This is a genomic window from Bacteroides sp. 3_2_5 (assembly GCF_000159855.2).
Taxonomy (GTDB): domain Bacteria; phylum Bacteroidota; class Bacteroidia; order Bacteroidales; family Bacteroidaceae; genus Bacteroides; species Bacteroides fragilis.
Map to the genome: position 1 here is coordinate 421,511 of NZ_JH636045.1, position 25,382 is coordinate 446,892.

General features: G+C 45.5%; 23 protein-coding genes and 1 tRNA gene. 15 read left to right on the forward strand and 9 right to left on the reverse strand.

What is annotated here, in order from left to right:
• Positions 1-51: 51 nt before the first annotated feature.
• The 5 genes from BSHG_RS03150 to BSHG_RS03130 form a co-directional block, all read right to left on the reverse strand.
• Positions 52-1,050 (reverse strand): FecR family protein, encoded by a 999-nt coding sequence (locus BSHG_RS03150; protein ID WP_008661115.1) that lies wholly within the window; start codon positions 1,048-1,050, stop codon positions 52-54.
• A 90-nt stretch (positions 1,051-1,140) separates the two neighbouring features.
• Positions 1,141-1,701: an RNA polymerase sigma-70 factor gene (locus BSHG_RS03145; protein ID WP_008661117.1), complete on the reverse strand. Its 561-nt coding sequence runs from the start codon at positions 1,699-1,701 to the stop codon at positions 1,141-1,143.
• A 240-nt stretch (positions 1,702-1,941) separates the two neighbouring features.
• Positions 1,942-3,942: a type I pullulanase gene (pulA, locus tag BSHG_RS03140; protein WP_032497492.1), complete on the reverse strand. Its 2,001-nt coding sequence runs from the start codon at positions 3,940-3,942 to the stop codon at positions 1,942-1,944.
• A 59-nt stretch (positions 3,943-4,001) separates the two neighbouring features.
• Positions 4,002-4,568 (reverse strand): crossover junction endodeoxyribonuclease RuvC, encoded by a 567-nt coding sequence (ruvC, locus tag BSHG_RS03135; protein WP_005789290.1) that lies wholly within the window; start codon positions 4,566-4,568, stop codon positions 4,002-4,004.
• Positions 4,565-4,867, reverse strand: coding sequence for a DUF4286 family protein (locus BSHG_RS03130; protein ID WP_011203211.1), 303 nt, complete (start codon positions 4,865-4,867; stop codon positions 4,565-4,567). Before BSHG_RS03130 ends, ruvC begins: the two co-directional genes overlap by 4 nt.
• A 115-nt stretch (positions 4,868-4,982) precedes the next feature.
• Between BSHG_RS03130 and BSHG_RS03125 the strand changes: the two genes are divergently transcribed.
• Positions 4,983-5,056: transfer RNA gene (locus BSHG_RS03125), tRNA-Ala, on the forward strand.
• Positions 5,057-5,219: 163 nt separating this feature from the next.
• On the opposite strand, the gene BSHG_RS03120 is transcribed toward BSHG_RS03125, so the two are convergent.
• Positions 5,220-6,560, reverse strand: a complete 1,341-nt coding sequence (locus tag BSHG_RS03120; protein WP_008661122.1) for a hypothetical protein — start codon at positions 6,558-6,560, stop codon at positions 5,220-5,222.
• A 623-nt stretch (positions 6,561-7,183) separates the two neighbouring features.
• Here BSHG_RS03120 and pheS point away from each other — a divergent pair.
• The 9 genes from pheS to BSHG_RS03075 all read left to right on the forward strand — a co-directional run bounded on the left by pheS (position 7,184) and on the right by BSHG_RS03075 (position 17,792).
• Positions 7,184-8,203, forward strand: coding sequence for a phenylalanine--tRNA ligase subunit alpha (pheS, locus tag BSHG_RS03115; protein ID WP_008661124.1), 1,020 nt, complete (start codon positions 7,184-7,186; stop codon positions 8,201-8,203).
• A gap of 111 nt (positions 8,204-8,314) precedes the next feature.
• The gene (locus BSHG_RS03110) at positions 8,315-9,511 is read left to right on the forward strand and encodes an MFS transporter (RefSeq protein ID WP_005802840.1); all 1,197 of its coding nucleotides are present in this window, start codon (positions 8,315-8,317) and stop codon (positions 9,509-9,511) included.
• Entirely contained in the window at positions 9,508-10,185 is a 678-nt protein-coding gene (gene nth, locus BSHG_RS03105) for an endonuclease III (protein WP_005814964.1), read from the forward strand. The genes BSHG_RS03110 and nth overlap by 4 nt, the downstream gene beginning before the upstream one ends.
• Before the next feature lie 89 nt (positions 10,186-10,274).
• Positions 10,275-11,534, forward strand: coding sequence for a phosphoglycerate kinase (locus BSHG_RS03100; protein WP_005789299.1), 1,260 nt, complete (start codon positions 10,275-10,277; stop codon positions 11,532-11,534).
• Between the two features lie 7 nt (positions 11,535-11,541).
• The gene (locus BSHG_RS03095) at positions 11,542-12,564 is read left to right on the forward strand and encodes an ABC transporter substrate-binding protein (RefSeq protein ID WP_008661130.1); all 1,023 of its coding nucleotides are present in this window, start codon (positions 11,542-11,544) and stop codon (positions 12,562-12,564) included.
• 16 nt (positions 12,565-12,580) lie between these two features.
• On the forward strand, positions 12,581-13,618 hold the full coding sequence (locus tag BSHG_RS03090) for a porin (RefSeq protein ID WP_005789304.1): 1,038 nt from the start codon (positions 12,581-12,583) through the stop codon (positions 13,616-13,618).
• A 23-nt stretch (positions 13,619-13,641) separates the two neighbouring features.
• Complete coding sequence (locus BSHG_RS03085) at positions 13,642-14,832, forward strand: DUF418 domain-containing protein (protein WP_008661142.1); 1,191 nt, start codon at positions 13,642-13,644, stop codon at positions 14,830-14,832.
• A gap of 3 nt (positions 14,833-14,835) precedes the next feature.
• Positions 14,836-17,034, forward strand: coding sequence for a tetratricopeptide repeat protein (locus BSHG_RS03080; RefSeq protein WP_008661144.1), 2,199 nt, complete (start codon positions 14,836-14,838; stop codon positions 17,032-17,034).
• A gap of 245 nt (positions 17,035-17,279) precedes the next feature.
• Positions 17,280-17,792, forward strand: a complete 513-nt coding sequence (locus tag BSHG_RS03075; protein WP_008661146.1) for a DUF3836 domain-containing protein — start codon at positions 17,280-17,282, stop codon at positions 17,790-17,792.
• 324 nt (positions 17,793-18,116) lie between these two features.
• Here the strand turns inward: BSHG_RS03075 and BSHG_RS03070 are convergent, their stop codons facing one another.
• A complete protein-coding gene (locus BSHG_RS03070; RefSeq protein WP_008661154.1) occupies positions 18,117-18,956 on the reverse strand; it encodes a glycoside hydrolase family 16 protein in 840 nt (279 codons plus the stop codon).
• Between the two features lie 373 nt (positions 18,957-19,329).
• Between BSHG_RS03070 and BSHG_RS0220695 the strand changes: the two genes are divergently transcribed.
• The 5 genes from BSHG_RS0220695 (at position 19,330) to BSHG_RS03055 (ending at position 24,043) form a co-directional block, all read left to right on the forward strand.
• Positions 19,330-20,844 (forward strand): amino acid adenylation domain-containing protein, encoded by a 1,515-nt coding sequence (locus BSHG_RS0220695; RefSeq protein ID WP_005798875.1) that lies wholly within the window; start codon positions 19,330-19,332, stop codon positions 20,842-20,844.
• 14 nt (positions 20,845-20,858) lie between these two features.
• The gene (locus tag BSHG_RS0220700) at positions 20,859-21,101 is read left to right on the forward strand and encodes an acyl carrier protein (protein WP_005802828.1); all 243 of its coding nucleotides are present in this window, start codon (positions 20,859-20,861) and stop codon (positions 21,099-21,101) included.
• Positions 21,102-21,104: 3 nt separating this feature from the next.
• Entirely contained in the window at positions 21,105-22,487 is a 1,383-nt protein-coding gene (locus BSHG_RS03065; RefSeq protein ID WP_005798877.1) for an MBOAT family O-acyltransferase, read from the forward strand.
• Positions 22,488-22,505: 18 nt separating this feature from the next.
• The gene (locus BSHG_RS03060) at positions 22,506-23,546 is read left to right on the forward strand and encodes a hypothetical protein (RefSeq protein WP_008661156.1); all 1,041 of its coding nucleotides are present in this window, start codon (positions 22,506-22,508) and stop codon (positions 23,544-23,546) included.
• A 104-nt stretch (positions 23,547-23,650) separates the two neighbouring features.
• The gene (locus tag BSHG_RS03055; RefSeq protein WP_005789333.1) at positions 23,651-24,043 is read left to right on the forward strand and encodes a hypothetical protein; all 393 of its coding nucleotides are present in this window, start codon (positions 23,651-23,653) and stop codon (positions 24,041-24,043) included.
• A 192-nt stretch (positions 24,044-24,235) separates the two neighbouring features.
• Here BSHG_RS03055 and BSHG_RS03050 read toward each other — a convergent pair whose 3' ends face one another.
• Together BSHG_RS03050 and BSHG_RS03045 are read right to left on the reverse strand one after the other, a co-directional pair.
• Positions 24,236-24,817: a Maf-like protein gene (locus BSHG_RS03050; protein WP_008769613.1), complete on the reverse strand. Its 582-nt coding sequence runs from the start codon at positions 24,815-24,817 to the stop codon at positions 24,236-24,238.
• 31 nt (positions 24,818-24,848) lie between these two features.
• Positions 24,849-25,370, reverse strand: a complete 522-nt coding sequence (locus BSHG_RS03045; RefSeq protein ID WP_005802822.1) for a KdsC family phosphatase — start codon at positions 25,368-25,370, stop codon at positions 24,849-24,851.
• Between the last annotated feature and the right edge of the window lie 12 nt (positions 25,371-25,382).

Sequence of the window (25,382 nt, forward strand, 5' to 3'; positions counted from 1 at the left end):
TGGTAATTTGTTTCCGGTTCCCTTTTTTGCATATGATTGTTCTCCTTTCCTTTACTTTAATGGACAAATAGATATGGATTCGTCCTTCTCCACTTTATAGGTGATACCTCCTACTGTTTTTGTTACAATATCCAAAACATGGAAAATATCATCACGACGCTTAAACTTTATTGTATAAAGGTCCGAATTGATCCGATTCGACTCCATCAGATCAGACGATAGCTGAATAGATACTGCATAGCTTCTTTCCAGTGTTCTCAGGATTTCCCTGAGTGACTGGGAAATAAAGTTCATTTCTCCCTTTGTCCAACCCGAATAAACAGAAGCGTCTATATCTGTTTTGTTGAATCTACCACTCCGATTTTCGTAATCAAGCTGCTGATTGGGTTCTAAGGTAATAAAATTGTTAGGCTGGTTTTTCTTTCTTACAGCAACAGAACCGGACTCCAATGTGGTAATTGTCCTTCTATCAAAAGGATATGCCTGCAAATTAAACTGAGTACCCAGTACACAAATGTCCAGATGGTTAGTTGCCACCACAAAAGGAAGTTTCTTATTAGGGGCTACCGCAAAGTGCCCTTCTCCGGAAAGATATACAGAACGGGTATCGCCGGTAAATTGCGTAGGATATAGAAATATGGATCCCGAATTCAGGGTGATGATCGAACCATCCGGTAACGTGATCTGTTTTTGCTCTCCCTTGGGAACGATACATTCTACAAAACGGCCTTCCTGCGTGTGATGTTCCACATATATATAGGCCGTTATAATAGATATTAACGGGATAAGAAGAATAGCTGCTATATGCGCCCACCGATGTAGATAGGCCGGCCGGGCAGAAGAAAGCCCCGCTCTTTTTTGAAACTTACGTAAAGAATGCCGGGTACCGGCATCTGCTTCAGGACGATATTCGTCCCATATCTGAAGAAGCGCTTCTTCTTTCCGTTGTTTGCCGGAAGGATCAAGAAGCCATGTCCACACTTTATTTTTAAGGTCCGGACTGGCTATGAAGGCCATAAAGTTGTGTATGATTTTGTATGCGTCAGACATAGTATGTTTTATGGATTATATATATAAGATACGTAACCCGCCAAACACACACAGTTCAAAGAACACTTTTTTTTATATAGCTTGTTAAGTTTATACGAAAGTAGCCATAATGACCCAAAACAATATCTTACGTATATCAGCCAAAGCCTGGGTCAGATGATTCTCAACTGTACGCTTGCTAATGTTCAGTTCACGGGCTATATTTTCATTACTAAGCCCCTGTTCGCGGCTCATCTGATAAATCTTTCTTCTTTGAGAAGGCATTCTTTCAACAGCGATGGCTATAATCAGTTCTAATTCTTTCGCGTTCAGTTCCGATTCTATTTCATACAGATCGGAGTTATCATCCGATAACTGCCTGAATTGATAATTTTTAAATAACAAAGAGCGCTCGATGTACCGGAAAACCGCATTCCGGGCTATACGGAACAGGTATGCATCCAAGTTGTCTATCTGCTTCAGATTTCCCCTGTTCTGCCACAATGACATAAATATATCCTGCGAAAGATCTTCCGCCTCTTCAGCATCCTGTAACAAGCCATTAATGAATCCTTTGACCCGGGGATAATAATCAAGAAAGAAGCCCTCAAACTTTTGGGGACTTTCCAGACTATCCGCATCGGTCACCGGAAATTTCCTTATGAATTTCATTATACAGATAATTTAAAATAGCTCTATAAACACACATCCCTCGACATTCAGAACAGTATTTTAGAGATAATCAATTTAGGTTAACTTTATATTGGTTTTGTATATCAACAAAAGTTATTATAGTCAGAAATCACCACGGATTACATCAATTGCCACAGAATTTTACATTGACCATCAGTCATTTATTTTTTATCTGTGTGAATCAGTGTAATCCGTGATGATTTTTTTCCGCAACACTCCCTACTGATGAATGATCAGTGCAGACTGTGCCGGAACCGTCACCTCAGGTCCGTATAACGAGCCCAACCCTCTTTCATCAATCACACCATCTCTGCATACAACAGTGTATTTACCTTCGGGTATCGCCAGTTTGGCAGGAACAGAACGGGCATTAAGTGCCACGATAATGTTGTCCCAAGTATCTCCGTTAGCGCGGTCTTTCAAGCGGAAAGCCACCAGATTACCACCATCTACCGGGAGGAATTCCAGGTGCTTACGTACCATCTCGGCATCTCCCATACGGAAAGCGGGATGGGCTTTACGAATACTGATCAAACGCTTATAATAGGCGAACACATCTTCGTGAGTTGTCTTTCGGTTCCAATCAATGGCATTAATAGAATCGGGACTCTCAAAACTATTATGCACCCCTTTCTTGTCACGCATCACCTCTTCTCCGGCATAGATGAACGGAATACCTTGCGAAGTCAGCACTGCCGTCTGCGCCAGTTTGTCAAGTCGTACGAGTTGTTCGGGTGTGATGCCGGGGATACTCGACTTCAAGCGATCTACCAAGCACATATCATCGTGGCAGGATACGTAACTGATCATCTGAGTAGGCTGGGAAGCCCAGGGAGCTTTACTGTAATTCACCGAATCATTGTTGACTTGAGGGTGACTGACAGCTCCTACAATACCAAACTTAATGCTCTCTTCTTCCCCGGGGATCCCGGCAAGGAACGCTCCCTTATGATTATCATTAAAAGGACCACGCAACGCATCACGAATTTCATCGGAAAAGGCGGCAATACCCGGCATTTTACAGGTATTGACCTTCATTGCCAGCGAATCACCCGGATACTGAGGTGCTTCCGCTGCCCAACCTTCACCATAAATAATGATAGAAGGATCTACAGCACTGACCGCCTTACGGATTTCATTCATCGTCTCGATGTCGTGAATGCCCATCAGGTCGAAACGGAAACCATCGATATGGTATTCCTTGATCCAGTGAAGCACGGATTCAATCATATATTTACGCATCATAGGCCGGTTGCTTGCCGTCTCGTTACCACAAGCCGAACCATTGGCCAACGAACCATCCGGCTTCTGGCGATAAAAATATCCAGGTACCGTACGTTCGAAGTTACTGCCATCGGTGTTGTATGTATGATTGTATACCACATCGAGCACTACCCGTATACCAGCTTTGTGCAATGCCTGTACCATCTGCTTAAACTCGCGGATGCGGACAGCCGGATCGTAAGGATCGGTAGCATACGAACCATCGGGTACATTGTAATTCTGCGGATCATATCCCCAGTTGTATTTATTTTCATCCAGCTTGGTTTCGTCTACCGAAGCATAATCATAAGACGGAAGCAAATGGACGTGTGTTACTCCCAACTCGATCAGATGATCGATTCCGGTCAGCAATTTGGCAGAGTTCATCGTACCATGTTCTGTCAATGCCAAAAATTTTCCCTTATGCTGAATCCCTGATGTAGAATCTACTGAAAAATCACGATGGTGCATTTCATAAATGATCGCATCAGCCGGTGATTTCAACGGCGGTCGCTGATCTGCCTCCCAACCTTGTGGATCGGTGGACTTCAAGTTGATAATGGCCGCACGTTTTCCGTTCACCCCTACCGCTTTGGCATTGATACCGGGTGTATCACCCATCCATTTATCGTTTACCTTGACATTGAATGTGTAGAACTTCCCCATCAGATCCTTGCTGACCGTTGCCATCCAAGTGCCTTCTTCACCCGGTTCCATAGGAATCGTTTCGTAAGCATGCCCACCTTCACCCGAGTCGAACAACATCAGACGGACTTCATCGGCAGTAGGCGCCCAAAGGGTAAACTTGGTAGACTCCGGTGAATATTCCATCTCCGTGAGGCTACCCGAACGTACCGGATATAATTCGTAAGACGCATATTCTTTCTTGGCGGGAGTACAACTCACTACAGCTGTAGCCGCTGTCACTCCGATAAAGGCAAGATAGTTCATTTTCATGTTTTTCTCTCTATTATATATATTGTTATCTACTTATTGTCTAAGTTCAGAATCCGTCGCTACTTTACTCTTTCGGGATTTTTGGCTATAAAATCTTTCCAACCGCTATACCCTTTCTCCATTACCGGACGCCCCATCTGCAGGAAATGACAATAAGCAGCTGCCAATCCGTCGGTAGCATCCATAAAAACAGGCATATCCTCTTTGGCAAAATGCAGCATGCGTTGCAACATATCCGCCACTTGTTCTTTAGAGGCCTGCCCGTTGCCGGTGATGGCCATCTTTATTTTCAGCGGGGCATATTCAGTAATAGGAATATCACGGCTCAACGCAGCCGCCATCGCTACTCCCTGAGCACGTCCGAGCTTCAGCATCGACTGCACGTTTTTCCCGAAAAAAGGAGCTTCAATCGCCAGTTCATCGGGCAAGTAACTTTCGATAATACTAAGCACCCGTTCGTGGATATGACGAAGTTTGAGGTAATGATTGCCGAACTTCCGCAAATCGATGATCCCCATAGCGATCATCTCGGGTCTTGTCCCGCAAACACGGAGCACTCCGTATCCCATGATCGTAGTACCGGGATCAATGCCCAGAATAATCTTTTCTTTTACCGGCTGAATCACTCCAATACCTCCATCAATGTGGGAAATCCGACTACTTTATCCTTAAATATCTTCACCAGCTCTTGGTTGAGCCGCGCACCCTGATCCTGATGCCAGCGATGCAGCACGCCAGAATCGTCCACCTCCCATTGGAGCGAATAGGAAGTACCTTCGTCACGATGACTCAACACACGACAGATGCGCGGAGCACGGAGAGCACCGTGTTTCTCTACTTCAGGAATATAACTCTCTTTGATCCAGATCAAAAAATTATCATGAACTTCGTCGTCCACCTGAAAAGTGGTATTGTATATCAGCATATTTTTTATCTTTAAGTTGATTATTTCCGCAAACATAGCAATTATTTCAGAATAATACATTATATTTGCAGCACCAAAACAGATAAACGTTCGCAAACGTTATCATTAAGAGCATGGGGGGTTAGCTCATCTGGCTAGAGCGTAACACTGGCAGTGTTAAGGTGATCGGTTCGAGTCCGATACTCTCCACACCCAATTAATAAAAATAGTAAATATTTCATCATTAAAGTGGGGAAATCCGTGAGGACTTCCCCATTTTGTTTTTTCCAGGATTTACCACAGAGTATACCGGTATACAACACTATATACGAAACAGGACAAAAAACGAAGGAGATAGTGTTAGTTATTAGAGTTAACGAAACATGGAACGGAGTCTATTCCAGAAGCCCTCCGTTTTTTCCTCGTTCGCCTTATATTTTTCGATCATCTCGCTGGTTTCTTTCTTATATCTGTCCAGCGATGCCCCCATTTCGTCTAAGCTCGCTATACCTTCTATTATCATCTCCACTTCGTCTTTGGCCGCCGGCTCAGTTCCGGTTTCGACCTCTTCGTTTTCCAGCTTCCCGGCATCCGGCATTGTCTCCCCGGGCATCCCGAACTTCGCCTCCGTCGCCGCCATCATCTCTTTCCACGCCCCGCTTTGAGCATAGTTTTCGTCTACCAGCGCTTTTATCTGGAGCTGCCGTATTTCCTGCGCTTCCTTCCGCGACACCACCTCCACGTCTCTACCAAAATATGTTCGGGCACACCTTTCAAATTCGCTCTCGATTTTCCTCCAAGCGCCCTTTTCGCCCAGTCTGCTTTTGAAGCTGTTTTCCGTGCTATTGTATTTATACATTTCCCTCTCCAGACGGGCGACCCTCGTAATCAGTTCCCGGCGCTGAGCCCGCAGTTCCATTTCACGGATATGCAAATTCCCCACCTCGTCCGACAGTTCCTGCAGGCTTTCATCCTCTCCGGTGTTTCCGGCCTCCCCCACGTTTGGGCACTTTTCCCATTTGAGAAGTCGTTTTTTGAGTCTCTCTACGCGCTTCTCGTTCTCCCGGTTTTTCTCTTTCAGCCGTTCGCACCGTTCAATGTAATATATCTCCTTGTCGCGCAGGTCACTGCACATCCGATTAGCGTCTTCATGGTTCTGCCTTGCTCTCAGCAGCGTATGCTCCATTTCCTTAAAAGAGTCGCGGCTTCGTTCAAGGTCGGTTTGGAGACGCTTGATAAGTTCGTCCGAGCTTTCGGGCAGCCTCCTGGTCACCTTCCTGTACGCTATGAGGTAGTCTTTTACAGACTCAAATCCCATTTCCCGAGCTATCCGATACAGAGGGGCGGCTGTGAAGGCACTGTTGAACAGTTTTCGATCTTCGGTGTTCAGCTTGTCAATCATCACGCAGAGTAGTCGGTGCAGAACGGGGAGGAAATCATCCAGAAGACGCATCTTGAGTCCGGCATCTTCGTCTGCACGCAGTTCCGCCTCGATGCGCTGCTCAAACTTCGCGCAAAGTTGCTCGTAATTGGTTTTCAGGTGCGCCAACCGTTTTTCTTTCTCTACCAATTCGCACACGCTCCCGTCATCAATCAGCACCACGCTGCCCACAACAGAAGTGGTGATTTGGCTTTCACGTACCCACGCTATCACTCTCTCTACACTGATTCCATATTTATCAGATATACTTTTTACTGACTTCCAATCGGCCATATCGATACAATTTAAGGTTTGCAGAAATCAGATGCGGAGTACGCAGAACTCGCAATTTACATAATAATAGTATTAACGGACAGTTCACCCAATCACCCTTCTGCACCCGCTAAATTAATCATTTATTACATAATAACGAATCATTTGTAAATAAAATAATCGCATAGTCCTATCTTTTAACATTCATACGAGGTCCGTACGGCTCAATGAAGGTATCCCCAACGTTTTCTACAACGCTGAAAACATTTCATCAGCGCCTCCTAGCTGACTTCGGTGATGCGATAACGACGGATAGGACCGGCATGCAGTTTATGATAGGAACAACTACAGTAACCCGTTATGATAAAAAAGAGATTCACTAGTGAAAGAAAGCACTCCTCTTACACAAGAAGATGTACGTTATCATAAAAGACAGACGAGCGATTACAACACCTACTGCATGAGGAAGAGAAAACATCTCTCCACCTCCCATTATCATATACAAATAAAGAAAGAGAAAGCCTAAAGATCGGCAAGAGTCAACCAACCGACACATTTTATTTCTTTCTATCCTCTTTGATTGCAATATTATTGTTACTTTTGCAGCAATTTAACGAAAATCGAATAACAATAAATCGCAAGATATGATAGCTAAGATTAATCAACTTCTTGAAGAGGTGGGGGCCTTGAAAGCCGCCAATGCCGAAGAACTCGAAGTTCTGCGCATCAAATACCTCAGCAAGAAAGGAGCCATCAATGACTTGATGGCAGATTTCCGCAATGTGGCTGCCGAACAGAAAAAAGAAGTCGGCATGAAGCTCAACGAGCTGAAAACAAAAGCACAAGAAAAAATCAACGCACTGAAAGAACAGTTCGACAACCAGGACAACGGACAGGACGATCTCGACCTGACCCGTTCGGCTTATCCCGTGGAGCTGGGCACACGCCATCCGCTTTCCATTGTGCGCAACGAAATCATTGACATCTTTGCCCGTCTGGGATTCAACATTGCCGAAGGTCCGGAAATAGAAGATGACTGGCATGTGTTCTCCGCACTCAACTTTGCCGAAGACCATCCGGCACGAGACATGCAAGACACATTCTTCATCGAATCCCATCCCGACGTACTACTGCGCACACACACCTCATCGGTACAGAGCCGTGTGATGGAGGTTTCGCAACCACCTATCCGTATCATCTGTCCGGGACGCGTTTACCGTAACGAAGCTATCAGCTATCGCGCACACTGTTTCTTCCACCAGGTAGAAGCGCTGTACGTAGACCGCGATGTATCTTTCACCGACCTGAAACAAGTGTTGCTGCTCTTCGCCAAAGAGATGTTCGGTGCCGATACGAAGATTCGCCTGCGTCCGTCGTACTTCCCGTTCACAGAGCCCAGCGCCGAAATGGATATCAGCTGTAACATCTGCGGCGGAAAAGGCTGCCCCTTCTGCAAACACACCGGCTGGGTGGAAATCTTGGGTTGCGGAATGGTAGACCCGAACGTACTCGATGCCAACGGAATAGACAGCAAAGTGTATAGCGGATATGCTCTGGGTATGGGTATCGAACGCATCACAAACCTGAAATATCAGGTGAAAGACCTCCGCATGTTCTCCGAAAACGATACACGTTTCCTGAAGGAGTTCGAAGCGGCCTATTAAATTTTACTGCCGCAGACATGAACACAGAGTCTCACAGGGTTTTCTTAAAATTAAAAGAGGCTCTCTGTGAGACTTTGTGTTACTCTGCGGTCCAATCAAAACCACCATACTATGTCCAAAGATAGGCTTGTCACCCCCAGCTATGTTCTGATACTGGCAGCAAACTTCCTTTTATACTTTGCCTTCTATCTGATTCTGCCTGTATTGCCTTTCTATCTGACTGAAATTTTCCAAACCGGAAATGCAGCCGTAGGGGTCATTTTATCCTGTTACACCGTAGCTTCACTCTGTATCCGCCCCTTCTCGGGCTATCTGCTGGACACACTGGCACGCAAGCCACTCTACCTGATCGCTTACTTCCTGTTCATCACCGTCTTTGCCGGATACATCCTTGCCGGGGTGCTGTCACTGTTCATCATGCTCCGGGTGGTGCATGGACTGGCTTTCGGAATGGTGACCGTAGCGGGTAATACCATCGTAATCGACATCACTCCTTCTTCCCGCCGCGGAGAAGCGGTAGGCTACTACGGACTGATGAACAACACGGCCATGAGCTTCGGACCGATGATCGGACTTTTTATGCACGACACCTGTTCGTTCGAGACCATCTTCCTGTGTTCACTCCTCTCCGGTACAGTGGGGTTTGCGGCTGCCTGCCTGGTAAAGACACCTGTTAAGGAACCGGTAAAACGTGAACCGATTTCACTGGACCGGTTCGTATTAATTAAAGGTATACCTGCGGGAGTGGCATTGCTCCTACTCTCCATTCCCTACGGCATGACGAGTACTTATATAGCCATGTATGCCAAGGAGATCGGGATCACACTCAGCTCCGGGCTGTTCTTCACCTTTATGGCAGTGGGCATGGCTGTCTCACGCATGTTCTCCGGACGCCAGGTGGACAAAGGACGTATCACACAAGTCATCACCCTGGGACTCTATCTGGTGTGTGCCTGCTTTTTCACACTGGCAGCCTGCGGCAAATTGATGTCGCTGAGTCCCGAACTGACAGATGTGCTTTTCTTTATGGTGGCTCTGTTGCTGGGAGTCGGATTCGGCACCATGTTTCCGGCCTTCAATACCCTGTTTGTCAACCTGGCCCCTAACAGCCAACGCGGCACGGCCACTTCCACCTACCTGACTTCATGGGATGTAGGCATCGGCATCGGCCTGATACTGGGCGGATATATCGCCCAACTGACTTCGTTCGACATGGCTTACTTCTTCGGAGCTTGCCTGACGGTGGTTTCCACCTTTTATTTCAACCTGAAAGTCGCACCCCATTATCATAAGAACAAACTAAGATGACAAAGAAAGAACGTTATGAAAAAGTAATCGCCTGGTTTCAGGAAAATGTGCCCGTAGCCGAAACGGAACTGCATTACAACAACCCGTACGAACTGCTGATCGCCGTTATCCTCTCCGCACAGTGTACAGACAAGCGGGTGAACATGATCACCCCTAGAATTTATCAGGATTTCCCCACACCGGAAGCACTGGCTGCTACCACACCGGAGGTGATATTCGAGTACATACGCAGCGTATCTTACCCCAATAACAAGTCGAAACATCTGGTGGGCATGGCACGCATGCTGGTGAACGACTTCAACAGCGAAGTACCCGATACGCTTGAAGAACTGATCAAGTTGCCCGGTGTAGGGCGCAAAACGGCCAATGTCATTCAGTCCGTCGTGTTCAACAAAGCTGCCATGGCGGTAGACACTCACGTCTTCCGCGTGAGTCACCGCATCGGACTGGTAGGTAATTCCTGCACCACCCCGTTCAGTGTAGAAAAAGAACTGATGAAGAACATCCCCGACGAGCTGATTCCCATCGCTCACCACTGGCTGATCCTGCACGGACGTTACGTCTGTCAGGCCCGCACTCCCAAATGTGAAACCTGTGGTTTACAATTGATGTGTAAATATTACTGTGAGAAGTATAAAGTTAGCAAAGACACACCGAAGAGGAAGAATAAATAACGATTTCATAGCAAAAAAGAGAAATTAATACTAACTTTGCGGTCATCATAAAAGAAACTAACACTTTTAAAGTAAATAAATAAAGTATTATGCAGACAATTGACAATTTCAATTTTGCCGGTAAAAAGGCATTCGTTCGCGTGGACTTCAATGTACCCTTGGACGAAAACTTCAACATTACAGACGACACTCGTATCCGTGCTGCACTTCCTACCCTGAAGAAGATTCTGGCAGACGGTGGTAGCATCATCATCGGTTCTCACCTGGGCCGTCCGAAAGGCGTTGCTGACAAATTCTCTCTGAAACACATTGTTAAGCATGTATCAGAGTTACTGGGCGTTGAAGTTCAGTTTGCCAACGACTGTATGGGCGAAGAAGCTGCTGTAAAAGCCGCTGCTCTGCAACCGGGCGAAGTGCTGTTGCTTGAAAACCTTCGCTTCTACGCTGAAGAAGAAGGCAAACCAAGAGGATTGGCTGAAGACGCAACCGACGAAGAAAAAGCCGCAGCCAAGAAAGCCGTAAAAGAGAGCCAGAAAGAATTTACCAAGAAATTGGCTTCGTATGCAGACTGCTACGTAAACGACGCATTCGGTACAGCTCACCGTGCTCATGCTTCTACAGCACTGATCGCTAAATACTTCGACACCAACAATAAGATGTTTGGCTACCTGATGGAAAAAGAAGTGAAAGCCGTTGATAAGATATTGAACGACATCAAGCGTCCGTTTACTGCCATCATGGGTGGATCAAAAGTATCTTCTAAGATCGAAATCATCGAAAACCTGCTGAACAAGGTAGACAACCTGATCATCACAGGCGGTATGACTTACACTTTCACCAAAGCAATGGGTGGACAGATCGGTCTGTCTATCTGCGAAGATGACAAACTGGATCTGGCTCGCGAACTGATGCAGAAAGCCAAAGACAAAGGTGTAAATCTGGTATTAGCTGTTGACGCTAAGATTGCTGACGCTTTCTCTAACGATGCCAATACTAAATTCTGCCCGGTTAACGAAATTCCTGACGGATGGGAAGGTCTTGACATCGGTCCGAAATCTGAAGAGATCTTTGCCGAAGTAATCAAGAATTCTAAGACAATTCTTTGGAATGGTCCGACAGGTGTATTCGAATTCGAAAACTTCACTCACGGCTCTCGTTCAGTAGGCGAAGCTATCGTTGAGGCTACTAAGAACGGCGCTTTCTCACTCGTTGGCGGTGGCGACTCTGTAGCTTGTGTCAACAAGTTCGGTCTGGCAAACGGTGTATCTTATGTTTCTACAGGCGGTGGAGCACTGCTCGAAGCAATCGAAGGAAAAGTTCTTCCGGGTATTGCCGCTATCCAGGAATAAGACTGAAGTGAATCACTATAAGACAGAAAAGGCAACCCCGCTCGGAGTTGCCTTTTTTAAAAGCCGGAAATGGGGAGAGAGCCTCCTTTTCAGTATCCTGTTCCTTTTCTTTCTATCAGCCTGCACAGGAAAGAAAGAGAAGCATTCCGCTTTGCCGGAACTGCAAACTCTGACTTTCGGACTGATGCCTTCTTTCGATGGACTGCCTTCTCTGGTTGCTGTCCGTCAGGGTATTTATGACTCGCTGGATATCAAAATCGATTTCATTACTTATGCTTCGGCAACTGACCGCGATGCCGCTTTTTTATCGGGGAAACTGGATGGTATGCTCACCGACTACCCGGGTGCAACTCTGTTGCAGGCAAAAGGAAGCCGCTTACGTCTGGTTATGGAAACCGATGGCAGCCTCAGTCTGATAGCAAGTAAAAAAAGCAATGTCAGGAATCCGGACGATTTGAAAGGGAAGAATATTTCTGTCTCCGGCAATACCTTTGTAGAATATGCCACAGACGAAGTAATAAAACGGGCCTGCCTGCACCCCGGAGAAGTGAACAAACCTGAAATAAACAATATCCCCTTGAGGCTGATGATGTTGGAGGACGGACAGATCTCCGCATCTTTCTTACCCGGACCGGCAACGGCAATTGCCCTGAACGATGGGCATACAGCATTACTGAACACAAGACAAATGGGACTGCGTTGCACCGGAATTGTTTTCTCAGAAAAAGCCATCACGGAAAAAGACGAAGAGATCAGGCGGTTTATCACCGGCTACAATCTCGGCGTGAAATACTTGCAAACCCGTCCTCAAAACGAATGGACGGAAATTTTAGTAAAAGAATTCGGACTGCAGGAAAAGGCGGCCATGCAGATAGACTTGCCGGACTATCGGCCTGCTACCCGTCCGTCTTACCACGACATAGAAAAAATCATTGCCTGGCTGAAGAGTAAAGGGGCAATCCCCGACTATTATCCGGGAGAAAATTTAGTGGATACCACCTTCATTCCCGGCACACTCAAACCACAATAAATACAACAAAGTAAAGATGAAAAACACATTCCTGTTAACATTCGCACTGATACTCCTGGCAGGCAGCCCCCTGAAAGCGCAGGAGAAAGAAGAGGCTGCTACACTGAATAAAGTGGTCAACACACTGAAAGAGCGAATCACTCTGGCCGGATACGCGCAGTTGGGATATACCTATGACGATGCAGCAAAAAAAATGAATACGTTCGACATCAAACGAATCATTTTCATGGCTCACGGAAAGATCACGGACCGCTGGACCTGTGATTTTATGTACGACTTTTACAACGGCGGCATGCTGCTCGAAGTTTACACCGATTACCGGATTCTACCCGGGCTGAAAGTGCGTATCGGCGAATTTAAGGTTCCTTATACCATCGAAAATGAATTGTCGCCCACTACCGTAGAACTGATCAACTGCTATTCTCAGTCAGTCTGCTATCTGGCAGGGGTGAGCGGCAGTGATGTCGCCTGTGGCATGACATCGGGACGCGACATCGGGGCCATGGTTCATGGAGGCCTGCTGAATGATCTGCTATGCTACAAACTAGCCATAATGAATGGACAAGGACTTAACATCAAGGATAAAAACAATCAAAAAGATATCATCGGCAACCTGATGGTGAATCCCCTGAAATGGCTGTCGGTGGGTGGTTCGTTTATCAAAGGGACCGGACACGCCATTGCCGACTCCGAAATAACCGGCATCCGGGCAGGAGAAAACTATACCAAAAATCGCTGGAGCATAGGAGGCGTCATCACGACAACACCGTTCAGCCTCCGTTCCGAATATCTGGCCGGAAAGGATGGAGGCGTGAAGAGTGATGGTTTTTATGCCACCGGATGCTACCGGATGCTACGCAATTTCGACCTTGTGGCTTCGTATGACTATTTCAATGCAAACAAAGCCGTCAGTAGGAAACAGACCAATTATATAGCCGGACTGCAATATTGGTTCTATCCCAAGTGCAGGCTGCAAGCACAATACACTTTCTGCGACCGGAATAAAGGCAAAGACAGCAATCTGTTTCAGGCGCAGGTACAGGTAAGATTCTGAAATAATCATAATAACAATAACCAATGGAACACAAAATCAGCGAACCCAATGCCCGTGTAGACGTGGCCGATGTATTGAGAGGACTGGCTGTGATGGGCATCATCATCCTACACAGTATCGAACATTTCAACTTCTATTCCTTTCCGGACACTGTTCCCTGCGAATGGATGAAATTCACCGACAAAGCTATCTGGAACGGACTCTTTTTTGTCTTCAGCAACAAAGCATACGCCATATTTGCCCTACTGTTCGGCTTTAGTTTCTATATACAAGACAACAATCAGCAACGCCGCGGCAAAGACTTTCGTCTCCGGTTCATCTGGCGAATGGCGCTGCTCTTTATCATCGGGCAGTTCAATGCAGCTTTCTTTACCGGTGAGATACTGACGATGTACGCCATGCTCGGTCTGATACTTCCCCTGTCCTGTCGTCTCAGCGATCGGAGCATAGCTATCTTCGCCACTCTGCTCATCATACAACCGATAGACTGGTGCAAAGTGATCTATGCCCTTTGCAATCCGGATTATGTAGCCGGTCCCAGTCTGGCTTCCCATTACTTCGGAATTGCCTTCGATGTACAGAAAAACGGCACCTTCCTCGAAACAATCCGTATGAATCTCTGGGAAGGACAACTCGCCAACCTGACCTGGGCACTGGAACATGGACGTATCTTGCAGACCCCTGCCCTCTTCCTCTTCGGCATGCTTGTGGGACGTAAGGGATTATTTCTTTATAGCGAACAAAACGAACAGCACTGGCTCAAAGCATTGGGCATCTCGTTAATCTGTTTCTTTCCTCTGTATGGACTGAATAATATGTTGCCGGAGTTTATCACCCGCAACGCCATACGGGTCCCTCTGCAATTGATCATCAGCTCTCTCAGCAACCTTAGTTTCATGGTACTGCTAGTCAGCGGACTGCTTATCACTTTTTATCGCATCAAAGACCGCAGATTTCTGATGCGCTTCACCTCGTACGGAAAGATGAGCCTGACAAACTATATCGGACAATCCGTCATTGGGTCCCTCCTTTTCTATCACTGGGGCTTCGAACTAGGACGTTTCCTGGGAATTACTTATAGTTTCTTTTTTGGCATCCTTTTTGTACTTCTTCAAATGGCATTTTGTTCCTGGTGGCTCAGCCACTTCAAACACGGCCCCTTTGAAGGTTTATGGAAACGCCTTACATGGATTGGAAACAATAAACGGAAGTAAATTATGAACGAACAACTTATCAATGAACAATATCAATATATTCTCCGACTGATCGGGCAAAAACGCCTGAAGGAAGCATTAACTCAATTGGAATCATTCCTATGGAAGTGCCCCGAATGGTCGCTCCGTACCCGTCTGGAACGAATACAGACTTCGTACAGCTACATGTTGCAATACATGCGCCAGGGCGTAGAAGACCCGGAACGTAGAAAGCTGTATCAGAAACTGCTGACCGACACACTCGAGATTACCGACCAGGCGCGTATTACGTTGCTGGACAGCGTATCGAACCATTACTATCACCAGTACCGTACCCGCCTTTCCGAAGAGGTATCCCCCCTCACTCTGGAGATGCTGATGCATACGCTCGAATCGTTCAATGACGATCTTGCCGTAAGCGGATTCGTCTCAGACCAAAACATGGAGGAAGTGCTGAAACGCCATGAAGACAGTTTGAAGACTTTGTTTTTGCAAACCTGGACCCATACTAACTGGACTGCGGAAGAAGTGGCAGCCGCACAAGCCATGCTTCAGTCCGAACTGCTTCCGGTGAACGATCTTTGCCTCTTCACAAGCGCCGTTACCCTCAGTGTGATGGAGTGTTTCGACCTCAAGAAACTCTTATGGCTGATAGATGCTTACCGTCATCCCAATGTACAGGTCAGCCAACGAGCCCTGGTAGGAATTACTTTTATCCTGCATGCCTATTCGCCACGCATCTCTTTCTATCCGGAGATCAATCTGCGCATCACAGCGCTGATGGAAGAAACTGCATTTGAAAGAGACTTGTTACGCATACATATCCAGATACTGCTCAGCCAGGAGACGGAAAAAATCGACAAGAAAATGCGTGAGGAGATCATCCCCGAAATGCTGAAAAGCATGTCGCCTATGCGCAACATGAAATTCGGCTTCGAAGAGTCCGACGAAGAGAAAGATGACACCAATCCTGACTGGGCAGATGCCATCGAGAAGTCGGGGCTAGGTGACAAGTTGCGTGAAATGAACGAATTGCAACTAGAAGGAGCCGACGTATATATGAGCACTTTCTCACAACTCAAGAGTTATCCATTCTTCAGAGATATCTCCAACTGGTTCTATCCTTTCGACAAGCAGCAATCGGATGTGATCAAAGAGTTCCGTCATCGGGGAAAAGAGGGAGGAAGCCTATTGGAAATCATCCTGCAATCGGGTTTCTTCTGCAACAGCGATAAGTACTCACTTTTCTTCACGATGCAGCAATTGCCACAATCGCAGCGGGACATGATGCTGAATCAGCTTACGGATCAGCAGATAGAAGAATTGGCAGACCAGTCGAAAGCCGAAACGCTAAAGAAGTTCTCCGAACGTCCCGATACGGTAAGCAACCAATATCTGCACGATCTGTACCGCTTCTTTAAACTCTATGCCCGGAGACTGGAATTTCGTGACTTATTCAAAGAGTCCATCTGCCTCTACAACGAACCGGATTTGATAGATATTCTATTCAATCCGGAAGCCATGGAAGCCATAGCTAATTTTCACTTCAAGAAGAAGCACTGGGAAGAAGCCGCCGAAGCCTACGATACGATAGTTGATATGCTTATGGATGAAGAAGAAGCAGAAATCTGCCAGAAGCAGGGCTACTCCTTACAGAAACTAAAACGATATGACGAAGCCATCAAGGCCTACCGGAAAGCAGATATCCTGAAATCGAACAATGTATGGACCAACCATCATCTGGGCACTTGCTATCGCCTCAACAGGCAATTCAAAGAGGCCCTGAAATATTATCGGAAAGTGGAAGAAGTGTTGCCGGAAGATACGAAAGTGATTTTTTACATAGGTAGTTGTCTGGCGGAAATGTGGAATTTTGAAGAAGCGTTGAACTATTTCTTTAAACTTGATTTTCTGGAGAGTAACTGCGTCAAAGCCTGGCGTGCCATCGGTTGGTGTTCGTTCATGATCGCTAAACGCGAACAGGCCATGAAGTATTATGATAAAGTGATTGATCAAAGCCCAATGCCGGTAGATTACCTGAACGCCGGTCATGTAGCATGGTCTTTGGGAGACGTGGAAAAAACCCTCTCTCTATATACCAAAGCCGCAGAACTATATGGCAGCAAAGAGCTATTCCTTGAAGTGTTCCGTAAAGACGAGGAGATTATCACAAGCAAAGGAGTCACCCCGGATGACATTCCCTTGGTTCTCGATCTGATTTAAAACAAAAAAGAAAAACAGAATGATCAGAGTGTGGCAGGAGTTGATCACTAATTAACAGATTCCTGAGGCACTCTGATCTTTTTTAATAACCCGCTTATTATCATCCATCTGACAACGTAGCATACCCGTTAAAGCTTCCCCTGCAAAAAATAATTTGAAAATAATTTCATATCCGTGCAACTTAATACGATTCCATCACGTCTAATAGACAAAGAAAGATATAAACTAACTAAACAATAAAGGATATGAAAACAATTACATTTTTCAAAAGAGTATTAGCTTCTGCTGCATTAGTTTCAGTATGCGGATTCGCATGTGCAACCAACAATGGAAAACAGTTTATCCATAACGATACGATGGAAGGAGGAAAGTTGGTTTGCCGTGAAATATATGCAATGAACGATGCCGCCTCAGGCATACTGAATCCGGTAAAGATGTATAAATACAGCTACGATACCGATCAACAGAAAACAGTGAAATCCACCTATGCATGGAACATATTCAAGAACACTTGGGAAACAGAATCGAGGACCGTAATCTCCCGGTACGAGACCGAAACATCGGTGGAGTATTCTGTATGGAATAAAGAAAAAGGATCATTCGATCTATCAAAAAAATATATATACATAATAACTGACAATAACAATCAACTGATTGCCCAATATGCATACAAAATGAACTCCCGCACCAATCAATGGATATTAGAGAAAGACGCCTTGACACCCATTTACGAGAACATCTACGCAACAACCCGTTAACGGAGCCCCTCGGATGCAGGGAAAGTCAAACACCACAATCGGATGAACCGGAACGTAAAAGGAAAAAGCCGGATCCGGAAGTTGGCAAAAGAACAATTATCCTATGTTCTCTTTATCGAAACATTGTCAGCCCCCCCAAACGATCAATCAAGACATGCTATTGGTAATCAACCGACTGAGCAATCTTGAAAGCTAACGGTAGAAAGTTTGTTTTAACACAGTGTTAAAGTTAGTGCTTTGGATATAAACAACAAGTCTTTGATACATCAAAGACTTGTTGTTTATATCCGGAAAAGTAAAAATGAAAATTATGAATTAACAATGTTAACGTCCCGTAGGCTGACTCACTTTTACCCAGTCAATCTCCATCTTTGCAGGCAATTCACTATCCGTTATAGTACCGGGCCAAGTTCCGGGACCACCCAAGGCATAATTTAAAATCAAATAAAAAGAGGTGTCGAACGGCCACTGCTTTTTGACACTCTCATCAGCCAAGTGCAAGTTAGGATAAACTAAAGTAGTAGCTCCATTCACCTTAAAAGTAAGAGCTTCGGGAGTCCACTCGATACCAAATATATTGAATTGCCCTTTATTGTAAGGCACTGTTTTTGTCGGAACAGGCTTAGTGAATCCCAGATCATTTTTATAATGACTGTGAATTGTCTGATATACAATGCCATCATGATTCAACTGTTCCATAATATCTATTTCACCGCAAGCAGGCCATCCACTGTAAACGGGTTTGGCAGGCATCATCCAGATGGCAGGCCATCCGCCCTTTGCCGTCTTGGTGAAACGGGCGCATATCTCTATCTTACCATATTGAAATTCCGCTTTACCCAATGATTGCACTCCTCCTGTCTTATATACTCCGTTCACTTTTTCGGCAACCAACACTAATTTTCCATCGTGTACATAAGCCTGATCATAGCTTTCGGATAAATATTTGCTCCAGGCCGGGCTTCCCTTCTTACACAAACTCCATTTATTTCTATCAGGAATACTATCTGCCTGGTTGAAATCATCTTGGAAAACGATCTTCTCCGAAACTGCATCCGCCCTTGTCAGAGGCGCATCGATCATTGAATCATCAGAAGACGAACAAGCATGGAAGAAAAGTGCCGATATGGCAACACTGCATGATAAGACAAGAAATCTTTTCATAATACTAAGATTTTAGAGTTAAACATAAAATTACTAATAAGCAACAAACCGTATATTTATTTAGTTCATCGTCCCCCATTGTTTTTTTATACAATCTGATAGAGATGACAAATCTGTCCGATTAGAATTTATGTAAGTATCAATAAAGTATCGTGTTGTCTATCCCATTCAAAGTCGTCGGCTATGAAGCCAACGCTATTTCCCCTTCCGAAAGAGGGAAAGCGAGACCGGGCACGTGCGTACCACATAATTAACATTCTTTAATCGATTGTGCGTAGGGAGATCAGACCATTTCACTGTCATCTTAATAAACGATCTCAAGAAGATATATAAAGAACCCCTAAACCCAAAACATGAATAAAAACTAATGGATATGACAACATCTTCCCAGAAGGATATTATCAATGATATTCTTTCCGCCATGCAATGTTATCCCGAAAACGAAGCATTCATTATTGACGATAAACATTATACTTATGCCCAACTCGGTGAAATAACAGCTTCTATCACCCATTCGCTATCAGAAATAAAAGATGAAAAAATCGGAATCGTAGCGGAAAACCGGATTGAAACCTATGCTGCTATTCTGGCAGTACTAGCCGGCGGAAAGACCTATGTTATCCTGCATCCTGCCTACCCGGAAGAGCGTAATCTCAAAATAGCCGCTCTGGCCGGACTGCGTACTTTGCTCTGTACAAGTGACACTGACCGGTCAGCATTCGGCACCGGACACTTCAGAATCATCGATACGGACCGGCTACCGGGAAAAACACTGTCAGAACAGCAGTCCCATTCATCGGACGAAGAAAGGAACGCTTATATCATTTTTACATCGGGAAGCACAGGCGAGCCCAAAGGAGTGCCCATCACACGGGCTAACTTGAACGCCTTTTACCGGGCATACAGTTCGCTCGACTGGAATCTGGATGAACATGATCGCATGTTGCAAATGTTCGAACTTACATTCGATGTATCCGTAGTATCTTTACTGTATCCTCTTACTTTAGGTGCTGCCGTTTATACGGTAGGCCATCAGGATGTAAAGCACTTCAAGGTGTTTGAACTTCTGGAGAAGTATCAACTGACCTTTGCCACTGTCACTCCCTCACTGCTACAACTCCTTTCACCCTACTTCGACGAAATCAATCTGCCCTCTCTGAAATATCTGGGAGTATCGGCAGAAGCATCGCAAACCGAGCTGTTGGAGCGATTCAGAAAATCGGCACCCAACGCAACGTTCATCAACCTATACGGACCGACCGAAGCTACGATTTACTGCACCTGTTACCGTATTCCGGCTTCGGACAAATGCAAGCATTACAACGGAATGGTGGCTATCGGAAAACCATTTCCCGGCATCCGCGCCATCATTGCCGACGAAGAAGGAAACGAGCTACCTCAAGGAGAGACGGGAGAACTTTGGGTATCCGGCCGGCAGGTAATGAAAGGTTATCTGGACGACCCGGAAAAATCGGCATTGGTTCTGATACACCGTCCCGACGGACAAATCTATTACCGGACCGGAGACTTGTGTATTCTGGATGGCGACGGGGATATTATTTATTGCGGACGTAAAGACTATCAGGTGAAAATACAGGGTTTCAGGATAGAACTGAGTGAAATAGAATATACTGCCCAGTCGTTTTTCAAGACTCCCTGCAGCGTGGCTGCCGTTCCGTTGCTCTGCGACGGAATCTGTAACGAATTACATCTGGCCGTCGAGACAACTGAATGTACCCAAAGCGCATTGATAGAATATCTGAAAGAAAAGCTGCCCAAATACATGCTGCCGAAGCAGATTCATTGTATTTCCCAATTTCCGGTGACCAATAGTAATAAAACAGACCGTAAAAAGATTGCCGAACTGATAAAAGAGAAGAAACTCTAAAAACAATAATAAATATGAATCGAGAAGAAGTATTAAAACAACTACAAAGCATTTTCCGTGATATCTTAAAAAAGGACAACGTATGTATCGACGAATCATCTACCTCAAAAGATGTAGATGGCTGGGACTCGCTAACCCACATGCAAATTATAGCTCAAATCGAGAAACATTTCGGAGTACGTTTCAATTTCAGGGAGGTCATTAAGTTCAAGAATGTCGGCGATTTGTGCAGTGCCTTATTAACCAAAATGGAATAAACGATGCAGTTCCTCTCTTTTAGTTTCCTGGCCCTGTTTACCCTCTGTTTCTTCCTCTACTATGCAGTCAAAGGCCGTGCCCGCAACCTCATACTACTGGTAACCAGTTGTATTTTCATCGGATGGTACTATCTGCCTTTCCTGTTGACGGCAGTAGTGGTAGCACTGTTCACCTTCTTTTGGGCACAATGGATGGAAAGCAGGGCAAAAGCCGGAAAAAAGACCAAACCCGTCTATATCGCAGGAATCATCGCCCTGATCGGCGGATGGCTCCTTCTTCATGGCACGGTCATAGATGATATCATCTTTCCACTTGGGATGTCATTTTACACATTTCAAGCCATCAGTTATCTGACAGACGTGTACTGGCAAGAGCAACGCAGCGAAAGAAACTGGGTGGATTTCCTGATCTATATGCTTTTCTTCATGAAGTTTCTCTCCGGCCCTATCGAACGGGGTGGAGACCTGTTGCCACAATTGAAAGATCCCCGCCCGTTCATCTACTCAAACGCGGTGACCGGACTGAAATATATTTTACTCGGACTGATCAAGAAACTGCTGATAGCCAATCAGATCTCCCCACAAACAGATGTCATGTTTCATTCGATCCATGACCTCTCGGGTGTACAACTGCTAATGACTTGCCTACTCTACCCTATCGAACTGTATGCCGATTTTTCGGGTTATACGGATATTGCTATCGGAGGGGCCTATATGTTCGGCATCAAGTTGTCGCCCAACTTCAACCGCCCGTTTGCAGCACGCTCGACTGCCGACTTCTGGCGCCGTTGGCACATGTCACTCTCCTTCTGGGTACGCGATTATCTCTATGTACCGCTAACCGCCGGTACCCGTAACTGGGGACAGTGGGGAATCTACTTCAGCCTCCTCATCACCTTTCTCGCATTGGGTTTGTGGCATGGGGCCGGATTGACTTTCGCCATATACGGCCTGATTCAGGGTGTCCTTATCTGCTGGGAAATGAAAACAGCTGCTTTCCGCAATAATCTGCCCCAATATATAGGAAAATATGCGGCCGACAGCTTGCTGATTGTCCGGACTTATCTATTGTTCGCACTCTCGCTTATATTCTTTCGTGTACAATCGCTGAGCGATGCCTGGTATTTCTTACGGAACATCTCGTTCGAGGTACATTCTTCCTGGAAAGAAATGAACATCGGCATACGCGATCATAATTGCATCGTAGCAGGTTCGGCCCTATTACTGGTGTTGATCTACGAATATTATGCATCTAAGTACAACCTGATGGAAACACTTGAACGCCAACCCGCATGGTTACGGTGGAGTGTCTACTATCTGTTGGTATTCGCTCTGCTGATGTTAGGCAAATTTGACACGGAAACTTTCATCTATTTACAATTTTAACCGAAACCCTTTACGCGCATGCTACATCATTCATCGAGAATCTCCCCCAAGACACGTTTTTGCCTGAAGTTGCTTTTACTGATCCTGCCGCTGATCCCGATAGTGGTTGTCTATTTTATGTTTGATCCTTATAGGGTATTACACCCCTACAAACGATTCGACGACTCTCCCATGCTACTCAACGAAGCCCATGTGGGATGGCAGAATTATCTGCAGAATCGCGATTCGATAGCCTATAACTCCTTTATACTCGGCAACTCCTGTACCATGGCATTCCTGACAGGAGAATGGGAAAAATACCTGGATAAGAACGACCATGCCGTACGCTTCTATGACAACGGAGAAAGCCTGGGTGGCGTCCGTCAAAAGCTTCAGCTGCTCGACTCTGTAGGTGCACCCCTGAAAAATATACTGATCGTTCTGGATAAAAAATCACTGGACAAAAACGCTCCTTTATCGGGCAACAATCATCTGTTTTCGGCCGAAGCAGCCGGCATCAGCCAATTGGGATTCCAGTTGAGATTCCTGCAGGAGTTCCTTTATCCGGACAGAATGATTCCTTACATAGATTATCTGATCCGACATAAGTATGCTCCTTATATGAAAGGGGTTATAAATCCGGGAGATCCCGTCAGGGAGCCTTACACGAACAATTTTATCAATCCCAGAGAAAAAGAGATCGCGCAAGATGGCGAAATATACTGGAGCCGTCATGAAAAAGAATTCAAGAAGCGAACGAATGCGGGTATGGAAGAACTTCCTGTTATATTTGCCAGCCAGATTCAGGTACTTCGCTCCATCAAAAAAATCTGCGATAAGCACCACACGAACCTGAAGTTCATCATCGGTCCGGATTACTATCAGAAAAAGACCAGCCGGGAAGACATAAAAATATTGAAGGCTATACTGGGTGATTCCGCTGTCTGGGATTTCACGGGAATCAACGAATACACAGCCGACATACATCATTATTACGAACCCGGTCATTATCGTCCGCTGCTGGGAGCACGCTTACTGAAAGCCATTTATCAGGATCAAGACACCTGCCACAGGCAATAAAAGTTCCTCCCATAACAGTAGCACACACAGAAGAAGAGCATCCTCGATCCGAAAAAAATAATTAGACCAAAGAAAACAATTATATCACATTAAAAACTTAGATTATGAAAAAGATTTTATTATTGCTATCCGTCTGTATTTCATTTTCATCATGCTGTACATTATTCAGCAGTTCCAAACAAGATATCACCTTTACGGGAATGAATGGAACTAAAATCTACGAAGCATCGACCAAACAGAAAATAGCGGAAATCAAAGAAGACAATAGTGTCACTGTACAAATCAAAAAGAAAAGGGAAGACAAACAACTAGTAGCCAAAAAGGAAGGGTACCAAACGACTCCCTTTGTCCTGGAATCTACATTTAACAATGCCTGCCTGTGGAACATTCTATTTTGGCCGGGCTTTCTGGTAGATTTGGGTACGCAAAAGATGAACAAATGGGATAACACAATTATCAATATCGAAATGGAGAAAGAAAATACAGAAAACAAATGATCAAACTATAATTTCGCATGGCACTCTTCTCCTTCCACGGAGGGAGTCGCCATACGGAATCATGCGACCTACAAGGAAGGCATAATTCACCACAAGGCAACACAGAGTTTTTTATAAAAGTTCTTTAGAGAATAAATCTACTCTGTGAGACTCTGTGCTACTCCGTTGTATATACGAGTTTCGGCACACTCTCTATAGTTGTTTCAATTCTCTGTATAATTTCTGAATGGGAAGTCCCATTACATTGAAGTAGCTGCCGGATATGGATTCTACTCCGACAAAACCGATCCACTCCTGCACACCATACGAACCGGCTTTGTCCATGGGCTGATAGTGATCGACATAATAAGCGATTTCATCTTCATCAAGAATCGCAAAACGGACATCCGTCACGGCAGCGAAACATTTTTGCCATTCTCGGGTAGTGAGACACACACCGGTAATCACTTGGTGCGATTTACCGGAGAGGCTCCGCAACATCTCTATGGCATCCTGCCTTCCGACAGGTTTGCCGAGCGCTTTGCCTTCATGCCAGACAATGGTATCGGCTGTGATCAAAAGCTCTTCCGGTCCGATCATCGACTGATAGGCGGCTGCCTTCTCACGGGCTATGAAAAGAGGAATCTCTTCACCTTGCAACGTATCGGGATAAGATTCGTCCACATCCGGCAAAGTTTTTACTACATAATCGACACCCAAGCCCGTCATCAGCTCTTTCCGACGCGGAGAATTAGAGGCCAATACGATTTTATAACGATCTAAGTTAGCAAGCATACTGATAAATAAATAAGGTATATACTGGAAATCACCATCCGAAAGCATCATCGGACAACCATTGGCCTTGTGCTTTAAGCACCTGCTCCACCACATCGCGTCCACAGCCGTATCCTCCATCGGCATACGAAATGTAACGGGCAATCGCTTTCACCTCGGGAACCGCATCTTTGGGACAGCAGGGCAATCCGCACTCACGCATCACTTCCATATCGGGAACGTCATCGCCCATGTAGAGTATCTCCTCGTCCGTAAGTCCGTGTTTGTCACGGAAACCACGATAATCGTGTATCTTCACCGCAGAGCCGAAGTACAGATCGGATACCCCCAACCCGATAAAACGTTTCCGCACGACATCGCTCCGCCCACCTGTAATAATAGCGATACGAAGCCCTTTTTTTACGGCCAATTGGATGGCATAACCGTCTTTTACATTTACCGTACGCATCGGTTCACCCGACGGATGCAAAGGGATGACATTGGCGCTCAGCACTCCGTCTACATCGAAAGCAAGTGCCTTTATCCGGGTAAGGTCGTAATTGATTGTGCTCATTTTTATTTAATG